14 protein-coding genes are annotated in these 14,930 nt (G+C 64.2%); 8 read left to right on the forward strand and 6 right to left on the reverse strand.

The window, feature by feature from the left end:
* Window positions 1–14: 14 nt before the first annotated feature.
* Both HU737_RS16490 and HU737_RS16495 read right to left on the reverse strand, forming a co-directional pair.
* On the reverse strand, window positions 15–3,080 hold the full coding sequence (locus tag HU737_RS16490) for an efflux RND transporter permease subunit (protein WP_186556238.1): 3,066 nt from the start codon (window positions 3,078–3,080) through the stop codon (window positions 15–17).
* 6 nt (window positions 3,081–3,086) lie between these two features.
* Window positions 3,087–4,187, reverse strand: a complete 1,101-nt coding sequence (locus HU737_RS16495; protein ID WP_186556237.1) for an efflux RND transporter periplasmic adaptor subunit — start codon at window positions 4,185–4,187, stop codon at window positions 3,087–3,089.
* Window positions 4,188–4,358: 171 nt separating this feature from the next.
* Here HU737_RS16495 and HU737_RS16500 point away from each other — a divergent pair, with 171 nt between their 5' ends.
* Entirely contained in the window at window positions 4,359–5,000 is a 642-nt protein-coding gene (locus HU737_RS16500; protein WP_275959795.1) for a TetR/AcrR family transcriptional regulator, read from the forward strand.
* 51 nt (window positions 5,001–5,051) lie between these two features.
* Here HU737_RS16500 and HU737_RS16505 read toward each other — a convergent pair whose 3' ends face one another.
* The 4 genes from HU737_RS16505 to HU737_RS16520 all read right to left on the reverse strand — a co-directional run bounded on the left by HU737_RS16505 (window position 5,052) and on the right by HU737_RS16520 (window position 7,678).
* Entirely contained in the window at window positions 5,052–5,810 is a 759-nt protein-coding gene (locus HU737_RS16505) for a collagen-like protein (protein ID WP_186556235.1), read from the reverse strand.
* The gene (locus HU737_RS16510) at window positions 5,803–6,078 is read right to left on the reverse strand and encodes a DUF1145 domain-containing protein (protein ID WP_186556234.1); all 276 of its coding nucleotides are present in this window, start codon (window positions 6,076–6,078) and stop codon (window positions 5,803–5,805) included. Before HU737_RS16510 ends, HU737_RS16505 begins: the two co-directional genes overlap by 8 nt.
* A gap of 96 nt (window positions 6,079–6,174) precedes the next feature.
* On the reverse strand, window positions 6,175–6,897 hold the full coding sequence (locus HU737_RS16515; RefSeq protein ID WP_186556233.1) for a PA1041 family peptidoglycan-binding anchor lipoprotein: 723 nt from the start codon (window positions 6,895–6,897) through the stop codon (window positions 6,175–6,177).
* Between the two features lie 88 nt (window positions 6,898–6,985).
* A complete protein-coding gene (locus HU737_RS16520) occupies window positions 6,986–7,678 on the reverse strand; it encodes a PA1041 family peptidoglycan-binding anchor lipoprotein (RefSeq protein WP_186556232.1) in 693 nt (230 codons plus the stop codon).
* Between the two features lie 148 nt (window positions 7,679–7,826).
* Between HU737_RS16520 and HU737_RS16525 the strand changes: the two genes are divergently transcribed.
* From HU737_RS16525 to HU737_RS16555, 7 genes are all read left to right on the forward strand, one after another.
* Window positions 7,827–8,321, forward strand: coding sequence for a DUF6231 family protein (locus HU737_RS16525; RefSeq protein WP_186556231.1), 495 nt, complete (start codon window positions 7,827–7,829; stop codon window positions 8,319–8,321).
* Between the two features lie 4 nt (window positions 8,322–8,325).
* Window positions 8,326–8,802 carry a YchJ family protein gene (locus HU737_RS16530; RefSeq protein WP_186556230.1) on the forward strand — a complete coding sequence of 159 codons (477 nt, stop codon included), beginning with the start codon at window positions 8,326–8,328 and terminating at the stop codon, window positions 8,800–8,802.
* Between the two features lie 2 nt (window positions 8,803–8,804).
* Window positions 8,805–9,278 (forward strand): LEA/WHy family protein, encoded by a 474-nt coding sequence (locus HU737_RS16535; protein ID WP_186556229.1) that lies wholly within the window; start codon window positions 8,805–8,807, stop codon window positions 9,276–9,278.
* Window positions 9,279–9,284: 6 nt separating this feature from the next.
* Window positions 9,285–9,488, forward strand: a complete 204-nt coding sequence (locus tag HU737_RS16540; RefSeq protein WP_033694179.1) for an SEC-C metal-binding domain-containing protein — start codon at window positions 9,285–9,287, stop codon at window positions 9,486–9,488.
* Window positions 9,489–9,667: 179 nt separating this feature from the next.
* Window positions 9,668–12,106: a penicillin acylase family protein gene (locus HU737_RS16545; protein ID WP_186556228.1), complete on the forward strand. Its 2,439-nt coding sequence runs from the start codon at window positions 9,668–9,670 to the stop codon at window positions 12,104–12,106.
* A 149-nt stretch (window positions 12,107–12,255) separates the two neighbouring features.
* Complete coding sequence (locus HU737_RS16550; protein WP_186556227.1) at window positions 12,256–13,272, forward strand: ligase-associated DNA damage response exonuclease; 1,017 nt, start codon at window positions 12,256–12,258, stop codon at window positions 13,270–13,272.
* Window positions 13,269–14,927: an ATP-dependent DNA ligase gene (locus HU737_RS16555; protein ID WP_186556226.1), complete on the forward strand. Its 1,659-nt coding sequence runs from the start codon at window positions 13,269–13,271 to the stop codon at window positions 14,925–14,927. Before HU737_RS16550 ends, HU737_RS16555 begins: the two co-directional genes overlap by 4 nt.
* Window positions 14,928–14,930: the final 3 nt, after the last annotated feature.

Genomic DNA, 14,930 nt, shown 5'->3' on the forward strand with positions numbered 1-14,930 from the left:
GGCCCCAATTATCTTCAGTCTTTCCTGACCCTGAACCACGCCGCATACAAAGCCGGCAAGAACAACAGGGTCAACACCGTGGCGACGATCAAGCCCCCCATGATCGCCACCGCCATCGGCCCATAGAACACGCTGCGCGACAGCGGAATCATCGCCAGCACCGCCGCCAACGCAGTCAGCACGATCGGCCGGAAGCGCCGCACCGTGGCCTCGATGATCGCCTGCCAACGTTGCATGCCAGAGGCGATATCCTGCTCGATCTGGTCGATCAGGATCACCGAGTTACGCATGATCATCCCCGCCAGGGCGATGGTGCCGAGCATGGCGACAAAGCCAAACGGCTGGCGGAACACCAGCAGGAACAGGGTCACGCCAATCAGCCCTAGCGGGGCGGTCAGAAACACCATCACCGTCCGCGAGAAGCTGCGCAGCTGGATCATCAGCAGGCTCAGTACCACCACGATGAACAGCGGCATCCCGGCATTCACCGACTTCTGCCCACGCTCGGAGTCTTCAACGGTGCCGCCCACCTCCAGCAGATAACCGTCTGGCAAGCTGGCGCGTACCTCCTGCAAGGTCGGCGAGATCTGCTTGACCAAGGTCGCCGGCTGCTCCTTGTCATAGATATCGGCACGTACGGTGACCGTCGGCAGGCGATTGCGGTGCCAGATGATGCCCTCTTCAAAGCCGTACTCCAGCGTCGCCACCTGCGACAGGGCAACGCTTTGGCCATTCTCGGTGGGCAATGCCAGGCTACCGAGATTGGCCAGGTCACTGCGCTCTTGTTGAGTGCCGCGCAGGAGGATCTCGATCAGCTCGTTGTCTTCGCGGTACTGGCTCACCGTGCTACCGGTCAACGAACTCTGCAGGAAGCTCGCCAGGTGCGCGGTGCTCACACCCAAGGCACGCGCGCGGTCCTGGTCGATCTCCAGGAACACCGCCTTGCTCGGCTCTTCCCAATCCAGGTGCACGTTCACCACGTGCGGGTTTTCCCGCACCTTGTCGGCGACTTTACGGGCCAGTGCGCGGACCTTCTCGATGTGCTCGCCGGTCACACGGAACTGCACCGGGTAGCCCACGGGTGGGCCGTTTTCCAGGCGCGTGACGCGCGAGCGCAGCTCTGGGAACTGCTCATCGAGCGTGGCGATCAGCCAGCTACGCAGCGCTTCGCGATCTTCCAGGGATTTGGCCAGGACCACGAACTGGGCGAAGCTCGCCGCCGGCAGTTGCTGGTCCAGCGGCAGGTAGAAACGCGGAGAGCCGGTGCCGATATAGGCCACGTAGTTGTCGATGCCATCCTGGGCCTTGAGCAGCCCTTCGAGTCGCTTGACCTGTTCGGCGGAGTTGCTCAGCGAGGCGCCTTCGGCCAGTTTCAGGTCAATCATCAACTCAGGCCGGCCCGAGGCCGGGAAAAACTGCTGGGGCACGAAGCGGAACAACAGGATGCTACCGACAAAGGCGGCAATGGTCAGCAGGATGACTGTCTTGCGCCGCCGCACACACCACTCCACCACGCGCCGTACGCGTTGATAGAACGGTGTGGCGTACGGGTCTGGCGCATGCCCATCGCTGCCGTGGCGCGCCGCATGCAGCTTGGCCAGATCCGGCAGCAGTCGCTCACCCAGATAAGGCACGAACAACACCGCCGCGACCCACGAGGTGAGCAAGGCGATGGTCACCACCTGGAAGATCGACCGGGTGTACTCGCCGGTGCTCGACGCCGCCGTGGCGATCGGCAGGAAGCCCGCCGCCGTGATCAGGGTGCCGGTGAGCATCGGGAAGGCGGTGCTGGTCCAGGCGTAACTCGCCGCCTTGAAGCGGTCGAACCCCTGTTCCATCTTGATCGCCATCATTTCCACGGCAATGATCGCGTCGTCCACCAATAGGCCCAAGGCCAGTACCAGCGCCCCAAGCGAAATCTTGTGCAGGCCGATACCGAAGTAATGCATGGCAGCGAAGGTCATGGCCAGCACCAGCGGAATCGCCAGGGCCACGACCAGGCCGGTGCGCAGCCCGAGCGAGAAGAAGCTCACCAACAAGACGATGACCAACGCCTCGACCAGCACCTGGACGAACTCGCCAACACCGGCCTTCACCGCTGCCGGCTGGTCGGACACCTTGCGCAGCTCCATCCCCGCCGGCAGGTTGTGCGCCAGCCGCTCGAACTCGCCTTCAAGAGCCTTGCCCAGCACCAGGATGTCGCCGCCATCCTTCATCGACACCGCCAGACCAATGGCATCCTCGCCCATGAAGCGCATGCGCGGCGCGGGTGGGTCGTTGAAACCGCGGTGCACCTCGGCCACATCGCCAATCCGGAAGGTGCGGTCGCCGACTCTGATCGGGAACTGGCGGATCTGCTCGACACTGTCGAAACGTCCACTGACGCGCAATTGCAGACGCTCGCTGGCGGTTTCGAAGAAGCCTGCGGTACTCACCGCATTCTGCTCCTGCAGCGCTTGCTGAACCGCCGCCAGCGGCACACCGAGGGTAGCCAGCTTGAGGTTGGACAGCTCGATCCAGATCTTCTCGTCCTGCAGGCCGATCAGCTCGACCTTGCCCACATCCTTGACCCGTTGCAGCTGGATCTGGATGCGGTCGGCGTAGTCCTTGAGCACGGCGTAGTCAAAGCCGTCGCCGGTCAGCGCATAGATATTGCCGAAGGTGGTGCCGAATTCGTCATTGAAGAATGGCCCCTGGATTTCCGGTGGCAGGGTGTGGCGAATGTCTGCGACCTTTTTGCGAATCTGGTACCACAGCTCCGGAATATCCTTGGAATGCAGTGAATCGCGGGCCATGAAGGTCACCTGCGACTCGCCCGGGCGGGAGAACGAGACGATCTTCTCGTACTCGCCCGTCTCCATCAGCTTCTTTTCGATGCGCTCGGTCACCTGGCGCGAGACCTCCTCGGCCGTCGCCCCGGGCCAGATGGTGCGGATGACCATGGCCTTGAAGGTGAACGGCGGATCCTCGCTCTGCCCCAGTTTGGTGTAGGACATCGCGCCAATGGCCGCGAGCAGGATCATCAGGAACAGTACGATCTGGCGATTGCGCAGCGCCCAGGCGGAAAGGTTGAAACCCATCGGGACTTACTCCTTGGCCGCCAGGTCTACTTCACGGTTGGTGCGATCCACCGGTCGCACTTGCTGGCCTTCGCGCAACACATGGCCGCCTGCGGCAACCACCCAGTCGCCGGCTTCGAGGCCTTCGAGCACGGGCACGCTGTCCGCGCCATAAGCGCCCAGGCGCACTGCGGCGCGGTGCAAGCGTTTGTCCTGGCCGACACGCCAGACATAGGCCTGGCCTTGCTCGGCAGTCACCGCCGACAGCGGCACCGACAGCGGCACCTGGCCGTCGTGGGCAATGAACACCCGCGCGCTCTGGCCCAGTTCGGCCGGCGTCTTGGTCGAATTGAAGGCAATTCGCGCGGCAAAGGTGCGCGAGCGTGGGTCGGCTGCTGGCGACAGCTCGCGGATATGGGCCTCGAAACGCTGGTTGGGGTGCGACCACAATTCGACGCTGACCTTCTGCCCCACCGCGAAGCGGGCGAACTGCTGCTCTGGCAGGCCAATGACCACTTCGCGTTCGCCATCGGCGGCCAGGGTAAACACCGTTTGCCCGGCGGCCACGACCTGACCCACCTCGACCTGACGCTTGGCGATCACCCCCGCCTGCGGCGCACGCAGCACGGCGTAGTCGGCCTGGTTGCCGGCGACATCGAACTCGGCCTTGGCCTGTTTCAGACGGGCAAGCCCGGCGCGATAGAGGTTCTCGGCGTTGTCGTAGAGCGAGCGGCTGACCATTTGTCGATCGAGCAGCTTCTGGTAGCGGTCACGCTCGGCCTGCACCAGGGCCAGATTGGCTTGGGCGGCGGCCAGTTGAGCGCGGTTAGCTTCCAGCTGCAAGCGGACGTCTTGCGGGTCGAGTTCAGCCAACGGCTGCTCGGCCTTGACCCGCTGGCCCTCCTCGACCAAGCGCTTGCTGACCTTGCCGGCGATGCGGAACGCCAGCTCCGGCTCGAACCGCGCTCGCACCTCACCCGGGTAGCTGTCGGCAGCCGCAGCGGCTGGTTGGGGCTGAACCACCAAGGCCGGGCGGGGTGCGGCCGGTGCTGCGGTCTGCTGACCACAGGCGGCCAGCAGCAAGGCCGCGGCGGCAGGCAAAGCGATGGACAAGGCATGACGCAACATGATGAATGACCTTTCGCGAAGAGCACTTCGAATATTTATACTGTCGAGTATATTAAATCAGGGAACCGAAGCCGGGAAGCTGGCGTCGCACAGATAATCAACATTAACGATTGGTCGCTGATTGCAGCCGGAGCGCGCCTGACCCGGTAAGATGGGCGACTGTTCACCTAGATGCGGATTCCAATGTCCAACGACGCACCCATCGGCCCTGGCCGGCCGAAGGACCTGGCCAAACGAGAGGCCATCCTCGAAGCGGCCAAGGCGCTGTTCCTCAGCCTTGGCTATGCCAACACCAGCATGGATGCGGTCGCTGCGGCGGCAGGTGTTTCAAAACTCACGGTCTACAGCCACTTCACCGACAAGCAGACCTTGTTTGGCTCTGCGGTGATGGCGACCTGTCAGACGCAATTGCCTGAGCTGATCTTCGAATTGCCCGACGGCGTGCCGTTGGATCAGGTGCTGTTGAACATCGCCCGCGGCTTCCAGGCGCTGATCAGCAGTGACGAGTCGGTGAAATTGAGCCGTTTGATCATTGCCCTGGGCAGCCAGGACCCAGGCTTTGGCCAGTTCTTCTACGAAGCAGGGCCCAAGCGGGTACTGGGCGAGATGGAGGCGCTGCTACGCTCGGTGGCTGAGCGCGGGTTGTTGCAGATCGATAACCCCTTGCGAGCGGCCGAGCACTTTTTCTGCTTGATCAAGGGCGCGCCGGATTATCGCTTGCTGCTGGGCTGTGCGCCGGCGTTGTCGGTGGATGAGGCAGAGGTGCATGTGCGCGAAGTGGTGGGCTTGTTTATGCGGGCTTATCAGTTTTAGGTTTTCACCTCATCGCAGGCTTGCCCCGCGATGAGGCCCATGCCAATTAAATTACAGCCGCTGCAAAATCAACTCTCCCGCAGCCCCCGCCAACCCAGGTTGCCCCGGCTCACCCGCACGCCCATTGGCCCCAGCATCGGTGCGATACACCAGACAGCCTTTGCTAGAGCCTCCTGCCCCAGCCTTGCCGGCAGCACCCGGCTTACCCGGCGCACCGCCCTCCAGACGAACCTGTACACGTTCCTGCGGATAGCCCTCAGGCAAGGCAAGACGGATCCGCCCACCGGCCGCGCCGTCATGGCCATTGCCGCCATTGTCGCCATTAGCCCCACGACTAGCCTGGCCCCAGGTGCAACCACCGGCCTTGCCATTGGCACCATCGAGGCCGACATACCCAGGCGCCCCTGCCCCACCGCGCGCATCGATCGCCAGCCGATCCGCGTCCAGGGCATGCAACTGCACATCCAGATTGCGCCCCGGTCGAGCAGCCCGCTCATAGCTGCCCGGCGCGCCTGGCGCACTGATCTCACTGCCCTCGGCAAAACGGGCATTGCCCGCTTCGATACTCAAGGCCGTTTCAGCGGGCGCCACGGCAATTCGCGCATCACGGCCAAGCTCCAGCTGATCGACTTTCAGCGAGGTCAGCGACGCCGGTAGCAACAACGTCGCAGAATCCGCAACGCGTAGGTGCTCAAGGTGCACGCTGCTGGCTTTATTGGCCAAACGCAGCACCGAATGGGCGGCGACTTCCAGGCTTTCGGCGTGAGCCAGCGGGCTGGTCAATGCAACCAGCAACATCAATTTACGCACGGCGCGGCGCCTCCTGCGGCTTGGGAATGGACATTACATGGAAAATACCCGTCAGCAGGATCTGCAGACGGTCGAACCAGCGGTGGCTGCGTTGGCGCAGGCTGGCGTTGAAGAACAGCACTTCGAGCACATGCAGGCCCAGCAGCAAGATACCCGCAGCATTGATCAGTAGATTGAACGGCAGCGGCTGGGGCATCAGCCAGTTCACCAGCACCACCCACCAGAACACCACGGTCAGGGCCTTGCCCAGGCCCAGGATGAACTTCATACCCCGCCCCCTGAGTTGTTGTTATGACGAAGCGGCCCGTTCGAGCGGGCCGATTCGGCAACAGTAACCGCATGGCAGAAAGCGCGCCAGAGGGGTTCAGTTCAGGTGCAGTTCCACCCGTCGGTTGAGCGCGCGGCCTTCCTCGGTGTCGTTGTCGGCCACCGCCTCGCTCTTGCCGCGGCCTTGGCTGGTCACCTTGCTGGCCACCACTCCCTGGCTGATCAGGTACTCGGCGACACTGCTGGCACGGCGTTCGGACAAGGTTTGGTTATAGCTGTCGGAGCCTACGGCATCGGTATGGCCAATGACCTTGATGCTCGTCACGCTGGGGTCATTGAGCTTGGGCAGTACATCATGCACCCGCTGCTGGGCGGCAGGCGTGAGGGTGGCCGAGTTGAACGCGAACAGCACCTGGCCTTGGTCGTCCAAGGTGATCACCTGGGAAGTGGCTTCAGGCTCTTGCGGCGTTCCGCTGGCAGGTGGATAACCCACGAACGGACAGCCCATATGATCGACCTGGGTGCCCGCCGGCGTATCCGGGCAGCGGTCGCGGCGGTCGAAGACGCCGTCGCCATCCTCGTCGCCATCCTGGGCGTAGCAGATCAGACCGCCCGCGATCGCTCCGGCCGCGCCAAGCCCGGCCGCCCAACTGGAACTCTCGATAGCGCCCAGGCCACCGCCGGCCAGCCCGCCAAGCAGGCTGCACAGTGGCCAGGTCCTTTGATTGAGGGGCGCACTGCCGTCACTGTGGGTTGCGCAGCCTGTGAGCAGACTTGACGCCAACAGTAACGGCAGAGCCGCCTTCGACATAACACTCATGGTGAATGCTCCTGTGTCACCGGCCGCTACCGGTCTGACAGGAGTAAAGACGCGCCCGCGCCACTTCTCAAGGCGCGGGCACCTGCCATCAACGCTGGATCTTGATTTCCGTACGCCGGTTCATGGCCCGCCCATCAGCGCTAGCGTTGTCGGCAACAGGCTGGGTTTCGCCAGCGCCAACCACCGAGACGAAGCTGCTGCGCGACACGCCACTTTCAACCAGGTAATCGGTGACCGAATGGGCCCGACGCTCGGACAGTTTCTGGTTGTAGCTGTCGGAGCCGACGCTATCGGTATGCCCGGTAACGCTCAAGCGAGCGCTGGCCGCCTCTTGCTTCAATCGTGTCGCGATGGTGTTCAAGCGCTCCTTGTCGGCGGCGGTCAGGCGGGCGGAGTCGAACTCGAAGTGAACGTCGCGAATGACAATGACTTCTTCCTTCTCGACCACCACTTCCTCGACCACGGCAACCGGCTCAGGCGGGCAGCCATTGGCGTCGACCTGCACCCCACGCGGGGTACCAGGGCACTTGTCGCGGCTGTCAGGCACGCCATCGCCATCTTCGTCACCATCGCCGTGGGCCCAGCAGTAACCCGCCGCCAGGCCACCGCCCAGTAGCGCGCCCCAACCCGCCCAGCTGGAACTCTCGATGGCGCCAAGCGCTGCGCCGCCCACACCCCCGACGGCAGCACACTTCGGCCAGTCGGTTTTTTGCAAACCTGCACAACCAGTCAACACACTGGTGAGCAGTACCAGGGGTATCGCTGTGCGTACTATGCTCATTTTGTTGCGTCTCCTAGGGGGAATCGGCAGATGGCCGATCCCTGGGAGTAAAGACCGCACATTTCCTCTCTGCCAGCGATAAGCCACGATGCGCTTTGCCCGCGCGCCGGGGACGGCTAGTCTTGAACACCCCCAACGAGGATTGGCAATGACCGACGGTTTTTCCCAACGCACCCCGCAACAGGCACTGGCAGCCCTGCTAGAGCGCTTCACGCCGCAGCGGCTGTTGCTGGTGGGCACGCGCTTTCCCGCCCTGGACGCGTTCGCCCAGGCCCACCCCGAGGTCACGATAGAAGTGGCCGAACCCGGCGCATTGCCGGCACCCGTAGCGGCGCAACGTTACGATCTGGCCGTGCTGGTCGATTGCCTGGAGCACCTGCCCAAGCGAAACGGCTTGCAACTGCTCGGCGGCATCCGCAACCTCAATGCCAGCCGGGTCGCGGTATTGGCCGACCTGGCCGCCTGTGGCTGGCACGACACCGATTTCTTCTCCCTGGCAATGTCAGCCAGCGAGAAATTCCGCCGTGACCAGCAGGTATTGAGCCTGTTCACCTATGATCTACATGACTACAAGCAAGTCCCGGACTGGCTCAACGCCAGGTTCTGGGCCAACCCTGAAAATTTTGGCAAGTATTGGTGGTGATTTGATGAGTGTCTCGGTCTGCCCCTGTGGCAGCGGCAACCTGCTCGACGCCTGCTGCGGGCATTATCATTCCGGTACCCCGGCCCCGGACGCGCAGGCCTTGATGCGTTCGCGCTACAGCGCCTACGTGCTGGGCCTGATCGACTACCTGGTGGCGACCACCCTGCCTGCCCAGCAAGCGGGCCTGGATCGCAACGCAATCGCGGCGTGGAGCGCGCAAAGTACCTGGCTGGGCCTGGAAGTGGAGAGCGCCGAGGTGCTCGGCGGCCAACCCGAGCATGCCTTCGTCACCTTCACCGCGCGCTGGCACGATGCACAAGGCGAGCATGCCCATCGCGAACGCTCGGCCTTCGTCCAACGGGATGGGCGCTGGTACTTCATCGACCCGACCGTAGGCCTGAAGGCCACGCGCAACGACCCCTGCCCCTGCGCCAGTGGGCAGAAATTCAAGAAATGCTGTTCCAGTTACGTCGGTAGCTGAGCATGAGCGCCCTGGCCCGCCTGTTGCTGCTCAGCCTGGTGCTGCTGGTAGCCGGTTGTGCCAGCTGGGGGGGCGACGACTGGCGCGAACCTGAGGTGCATCTGGTCAAGGTCGAGACCGTCAAGGCGCGTTTGCACCAGCAAGAGTTCGTGCTGCACCTGCGGGTCGACAACCCTAACGACAGTCGCCTGTTCATTCGCAACCTGGGGTATTCGCTGCGGCTCAATCAACTGACGCTGGTGGAGGATGAAACCAGCGTCTGGCGCAGTGTCGGCGGGCACGCCCGGCGGACCTTCAAGATCACCGCCCGAACCAACCTCTGGCAGCACCTCAAGCCCCTGGCCAAGCTCCTCAAGAGCCGCCAGCCGCTGCGCTATCAACTGCAGGCTGAGCTCAATACCGGGCTGATCATCTGGCGAAGCCTGCACTTGTCGCGCAGTGGTGAGATAATGCCCGGCGATTTCAACCCGGAGTGACCCGCAATGACTCAACAACCCCATGTCCATGGCCCTGACTGCAACCACGATCATGATCACCACCACGATCACGACCATGGCCATGTGCACGGCCCGCACTGCAACCACGGCCACCAGGAGCCGGTGCGCAACGCCCTGAAGGACGTTGGCCGCAACGACCCATGCCCGTGCGGTAGCGAGAAAAAATTCAAGAAGTGCCACGGCGCCTGATCCACGCCCGGTACTGGCCTCTTCGCGGGTTTACCCGCGAACGAGCGCAGCTCGATCTCCCGCCCGGCGACCACTGGGCAGCCCCACGAAAATAAAGCTTTGCAGCACCTTGCATGGCGCCCCCTCGCTCACTACCTTAGCGCCTTTCGAACTCCGCCACGCCTTGCAGGAGCCTTGTCATGGCCGCGCCCGCCTTTCCTCCCATCCGTCCCCGCTTCGCCGCCATGGCGCTGCTCAGCCTGTTCGGTCTCGCCGGCTGCCAGATGGGCGGCTATCAGGACAGCGTGCCACCGACCACTGGCGTGCAGCCACTCAAAGGCCTGGCGCAGAACGTTTCGGTACGCCGCAACGCCATGGGCGCGCCGCTGATCGAGAGCAGCAACTTCCACGATGCGCTGTTCAGCCTGGGCTACGTGCATGCCGGTGATCGCATCGAGCAGATGATCAGCATGCGCTTGCTGGCCCAGGGCCGTTTGGCCGAACTCGCAGGCCCCGAGGCGCTGGATATCGACCGCTTGATGCGCGCCGCCAATCTCAAGCAGAACTCAGCCCAGCTGTACGCCGATGCGTCGCCGCGGCTCAAGCGCTTCTTCGAAGTCTATGCGCGCGGGGTCAACGCCTACCTGTTCCGCTACCGCGACAAACTGCCGGCCGAGCTCGCCCGCAGTGGCTATCGCCCGGAATACTGGAAGCCTGAGGATTCGGCACTGGTGTTCAGCCTGTATGCCTTCAGCCAATCGGTGAATGTGCAGGAAGAGCTGGCGGCCCTGACCCTTGCGCAAAAAGTTGGCAGCGACAAGCTGGCTTGGCTACTGCCTGGTGCGCCGGACGAGCCGCTGGCCGAAGCCGAAGTCGACAAGCTCAAGGGGCTCAACCTGGCCAGCCAATTGCCAGGCCTGGCGGCCCTGACCAGCGCCAGCCAAAAGCTCGCCGACCTTGGCCTGCTCGGCAGCCCAGGCTCGGCCAACCTCGCCCTGGGCCCGCAGCGCAGCCGCAGTGGCAAGAGCCTGTTGGCCAGTGATAGCCGCGCCGCCTGGGCACTGAGCCCGGTCCAGATCCATACCGGCAAGTACCAGGTCGCCGGCCTGTCGCTGCCGGGCTTGCCGATTCTGCTCGGCGGCTACAACGGCAAGCTGGCCTGGAGCAGCAGTGCGGTCATGGCCGATAATCAGGACCTGTACCTGGAACAGGTACGCCGCCAGGGCACGCAACTGACCTACCTGGCCGATGGCAAATGGCTGCAAGCCCGCGCCCGCAGCGAAACCTTCTTCGCCCGCGGCCAGCGCCCACTGCGCGAAGTCATGTACGACACCCGCCACGGCACCCTGCTCGGCCAACCGGGCACTAACGGCCTGGGCCTGGCCCTGAGCCTGCCGCAGCTCAAGGGTGATCGCAGCCTCGATGCGCTGTTCGACCTGACCCGTGCGGCCAACGTCGAGCGCGCCTTCGACAGCACCCGCGAGGTCGGTGCAGCCGCCCTGAACTTTGTCTTCGCCGAGCCCCAGCACATTGGCTGGCAGGTCAGCGGCCGCTACCCCAATCGCCGTGAAGGCCAGGGCCTGCTGCCCTCGCCAGGCTGGGACGGGCGGTATGACTGGGACGGCTACGCCGACCCGATGCTGCACCCCTACGATCAGGACCCACCAGCAGGCTGGATTGGCCATGCCAACCAGCGCAGCCTGCCCAAGGGCTACGGCATGCAGCTGTCCAACACCTGGTACTACCCGGAGCGCGCCGAGCGCCTGGCGCAGTTGGCAGGTAACGGCCGTCACGACAGCCGTAGCCTGATGGCGCTGCAGAACGACCAGGTCACCTTGTTGGCGGACAAACTCAAGCAGATGTTCGACGCTCCAGGCATGGCCCAACCGCTCAAGCAGGCCATTGATGCCCTGCCCGGAGCACAACGCGACAAGGCGCGCGACGCCCTGGCCCGGCTCAAGGCCTTCGATGGCCGCCTGAGCCCGGTGTCGGCGGATGCCGCGCTGTATGCGCTGTTCTTGCAGGAAGTAGCCCGGCAAACCTTCCTCGACGAGCTTGGCCCTGAGTCCAGCCCCGCTTGGCAGGCATTCGTCAGCAATGCCCAGTTGTCCTATTCGGCCCAGGCCGACCATCTGCTGGGCCGTGAAGACAGCCCGTTCTGGGATGACCGCAGCACGTCAGGGAAAGAAGACAAACCCACCATCCTCGCTCGCAGCCTGGCCGGCGCAGTGGATGCCGGCACTGCGCAACTGGGCGCTGACCGTCGCGCCTGGCAATGGGGCAAGTTGCACCAGTACCGCTGGCCAGCGGCCAACTACCATGGCCTGGGCGATGCCATCAGCCGTGCGCCAATCGCCGCCGGTGGTGATTTCAGCACATTGGCGATGACGCCGTATGCCTGGGGGCGCAACTTCGACACGCAACTGCCGGCCTCGGCGCGGATGATCGTCGACTTCGGCCAGGCAGAGCCCTTGCAGCTGCTGACCAGCAGTGGCCAGTCCGGTAATCCGGCCAGCCGGCATTACGCTGATGGCCTGGATGCCTGGTTCAAGGGGCGGTTCATGAGCCTGCCCATCCAGCCGCAGAACTTTGCTCGGGCCTATGGCAGCCAGCGCCTGACCTTGGTACCGGGCAAGTAAGCAGACAACGAAATGGGCGTAATGCTGTTCACTTAAGGCCCTTGTCGCCTGCTTTGGGGCCGCTTTGCGCCCCAAAATCTGCCAACCCAAGCGAACTTCCCCTGTCAGCACACGCTCCTACTTGGTAACCCCTAGCCAGCGCGCCTGCCATGGATCTTGTGATCGCCCGCCCCGAAGGCCTGTACTGCCCGCCCGGTGATTTCTACATCGACCCGTGGCGTCCGGTCGAGCGCGCGGTGATCACCCATGGCCATGGCGACCACGCGCGCACCGGCAATGCGCGCTACCTGACTGCCGAACCCGGCGCGGGGGTTCTGCGCAGCCGCCTGGGCGCGGACATCAACCTGCAGACCCTGGCCTACGGCGAGCGCCTCGATCACCACGGCGTTACCTTGAGCTTGCATCCTGCCGGGCACGTGCTCGGCTCGGCCCAGGTGCGCCTGGAATACCAGGGCGAGGTGTGGGTGGCCTCCGGCGACTACAAGGTCGAGCCCGACGCCACCTGCGCGCCCTTCGAGCCGGTCCGTTGCCACACCTTCATCACCGAATCGACCTTCGGCCTGCCGATCTACCGCTGGCCGCCACAGGCGGTGATATTCGAGCAGATCAACAGCTGGTGGCGGGCCAATCGCGATCAGGGCAAGGCCAGCGTGCTGTTCTGCTATGCCTTCGGCAAAGCGCAGCGCATCCTGCATGGGCTGGATGCGGGCATCGGGCCGATTCTTGTGCATGGCGCGGTCGAGCCGCTGAACCGGGTCTACCGCGACGCCGGGGTGGCCCTGCCTGAAACCCACTATGCCGGTGACTTTATCCGTAGCGATCCGCTGCTGCGCCAAGCCATCGTACTGGCGCCACCGTCTGCTGGCGGCAGCAGCTGGATGAAACGGTTTGGCGACTACAGCGACGCCTTCGCCAGCGGCTGGATGCGCCTGCGCGGCACCCGTCGGCGGCGCGGGGTGGATCGTGGTTTCGTCTTGTCTGACCACGCCGACTGGCCTGGATTGCTCTGGGCCATCGAGCAAACCGGGGCCGAGCGGGTGATGGTGACCCATGGCTCGGTCAATGTGCTGGTGCGCTACCTGAGTGAACGCGGGCTCGATGCCCGTGGATTCGTCACCGAATACGGCGATGAAGACGATGCCAGCGCCGAGCAGGCTTCGCCATGAAGGCCTTCGCCGAGCTCTACCTGCGCCTGGATGCGACCACTTCCAGCAATGCCAAGCTGCAAGCCCTGCGCGACTACTTCAGCCAGGCTCCGGCCAAGGATGCGGCGTGGGCGGTGTATTTTCTCGCCGGCGGCCGCCCCCGGCAGTTGGTGCCGACGCGGCTGCTGCGTGAACTTGCCATTGAGCTGTCGCGCCTGCCGGACTGGCTATTCGAAGAAAGCTACCAAGCGGTGGGCGATCTGGCCGAGACCATTTCCCTGCTGCTGCCGGACAACCCCCACGGCAGCGAGCAAGGCCTGGCTGAATGGGTCGAGCAGCACTTGCTGCCGCTGCGTGGGCAGCCCCCGGAGGCGGTGCGCGAGCGTCTGCCGCAGCTGTGGGCGCAGCTCGACCGGCAGAGCCTGATGCTGTGTCTTAAGCTGATCACCGGCAGCTTTCGGGTTGGCGTCTCCAAGCTGCTGGTCACCCGCGCCCTGGCCCATCTGGCCGAGCTCGATGCCAAGCGCGTAGCGCAGCGCATGGTCGGCTACACCGACCTAAGCCATAAACCCAGCGCCGACAGTTACCTGAAACTGATCGCCGCCGAGTCTGCCGATGAACACAGCCAGCGTGGCGGGCAGCCCTACCCGTTCTTTCTCGCCCACGCATTGCAGGCACCTACCGAGCAGTTCGACGGCCTGCTCGGCCCGCCCAGCGACTGGCAAGTGGAGTGGAAATGGGATGGCATCCGCGCCCAGGTGGTCAAGCGTGATGGTCAGTTGTGGATCTGGTCGCGGGGCGAGGAATTGGTGACCGAGCGCTTCCCCGAACTGCACAGCCTGGCCTCGACCTTGCCCGATGGCTGCGTGCTCGACGGCGAGATCCTGGTCTGGAAACCTGGCGCCACGGCCGCAGAAGTGGCAGTGCAACCGTTCGCTTTGCTGCAGCAGCGCCTTGGCCGCAAAACCCTGGGCAAGAAGCTGCTGGCCGATGCGCCGGTGGTACTGCAGGCGTACGACCTGCTCGAATGGCAGGACCAGGACTGGCGCAACCGGCCCCAGCACGAGCGGCGCGCGCAACTGGAACGGCTGGTGGAGCAATACCCGCTGGCACCTGTCCTGCTCTCGCCCTTGCTGCAAGGTGATGACTGGGCGGATCTCGCCCGCCAGCGTGAGCAGTCACGCAGCCTTGGGGTGGAAGGCTTGATGCTCAAGCAGCGCGAGGCGCTCTACGGGGTCGGGCGAACCAAGGACATGGGCGTGTGGTGGAAGTGGAAGATCGAGCCGTTCAGCGTCGATGCGGTACTGATCTACGCCCAACGCGGCCATGGCCGGCGCGCCAGCCTCTACAGCGACTACACCTTTGCCGTCTGGGATGCGCCTGCTGGCACTGCCCAGCGCAGCTTGGTGCCCTTCGCCAAGGCCTATTCGGGGCTCAGTGACGAAGAGATGCGCAAGGTTGACGCGATCATTCGCAAGACCACGGTGGAAACCTTCGGTCCGGTGCGCAGTGTGACCCCTACCCTGGTGTTCGAACTGGGCTTCGAGGGCATCGCCCTGTCCAAGCGGCACAAGAGCGGCATTGCCGTGCGCTTTCCGCGAATGCTGCGCTGGCGATTGGATAAGCCAGTGGATGAGGCGGATGACCTGGGCACCCTGCAAGCATTGCTGGCCTGATTG

The sequence above is a fragment of the Pseudomonas urmiensis genome (assembly GCF_014268815.2).
GTDB classification, from domain to species: Bacteria; Pseudomonadota; Gammaproteobacteria; order Pseudomonadales; family Pseudomonadaceae; genus Aquipseudomonas; species Aquipseudomonas urmiensis.

Coding starts and splice junctions, on each gene's coding strand:
- HU737_RS16510 (WP_186556234.1), bottom strand. CDS start 6,078: ATGAAGTTCATCCTGGGCCTGGGCAAGGCCCTGACCGTGGTGTTCTGG.
- HU737_RS16550 (WP_186556227.1), top strand. CDS start 12,256: ATGGATCTTGTGATCGCCCGCCCCGAAGGCCTGTACTGCCCGCCCGGT.
- HU737_RS16520 (WP_186556232.1), bottom strand. CDS start 7,678: ATGAGCATAGTACGCACAGCGATACCCCTGGTACTGCTCACCAGTGTG.
- HU737_RS16545 (WP_186556228.1), top strand. CDS start 9,668: ATGGCCGCGCCCGCCTTTCCTCCCATCCGTCCCCGCTTCGCCGCCATG.
- HU737_RS16540 (WP_033694179.1), top strand. CDS start 9,285: ATGACTCAACAACCCCATGTCCATGGCCCTGACTGCAACCACGATCAT.
- HU737_RS16515 (WP_186556233.1), bottom strand. CDS start 6,897: ATGAGTGTTATGTCGAAGGCGGCTCTGCCGTTACTGTTGGCGTCAAGT.
- HU737_RS16530 (WP_186556230.1), top strand. CDS start 8,326: ATGAGTGTCTCGGTCTGCCCCTGTGGCAGCGGCAACCTGCTCGACGCC.
- HU737_RS16555 (WP_186556226.1), top strand. CDS start 13,269: ATGAAGGCCTTCGCCGAGCTCTACCTGCGCCTGGATGCGACCACTTCC.
- HU737_RS16490 (WP_186556238.1), bottom strand. CDS start 3,080: ATGGGTTTCAACCTTTCCGCCTGGGCGCTGCGCAATCGCCAGATCGTA.
- HU737_RS16495 (WP_186556237.1), bottom strand. CDS start 4,187: ATGTTGCGTCATGCCTTGTCCATCGCTTTGCCTGCCGCCGCGGCCTTG.
- HU737_RS16500 (WP_275959795.1), top strand. CDS start 4,359: ATGCGGATTCCAATGTCCAACGACGCACCCATCGGCCCTGGCCGGCCG.
- HU737_RS16535 (WP_186556229.1), top strand. CDS start 8,805: ATGAGCGCCCTGGCCCGCCTGTTGCTGCTCAGCCTGGTGCTGCTGGTA.
- HU737_RS16525 (WP_186556231.1), top strand. CDS start 7,827: ATGACCGACGGTTTTTCCCAACGCACCCCGCAACAGGCACTGGCAGCC.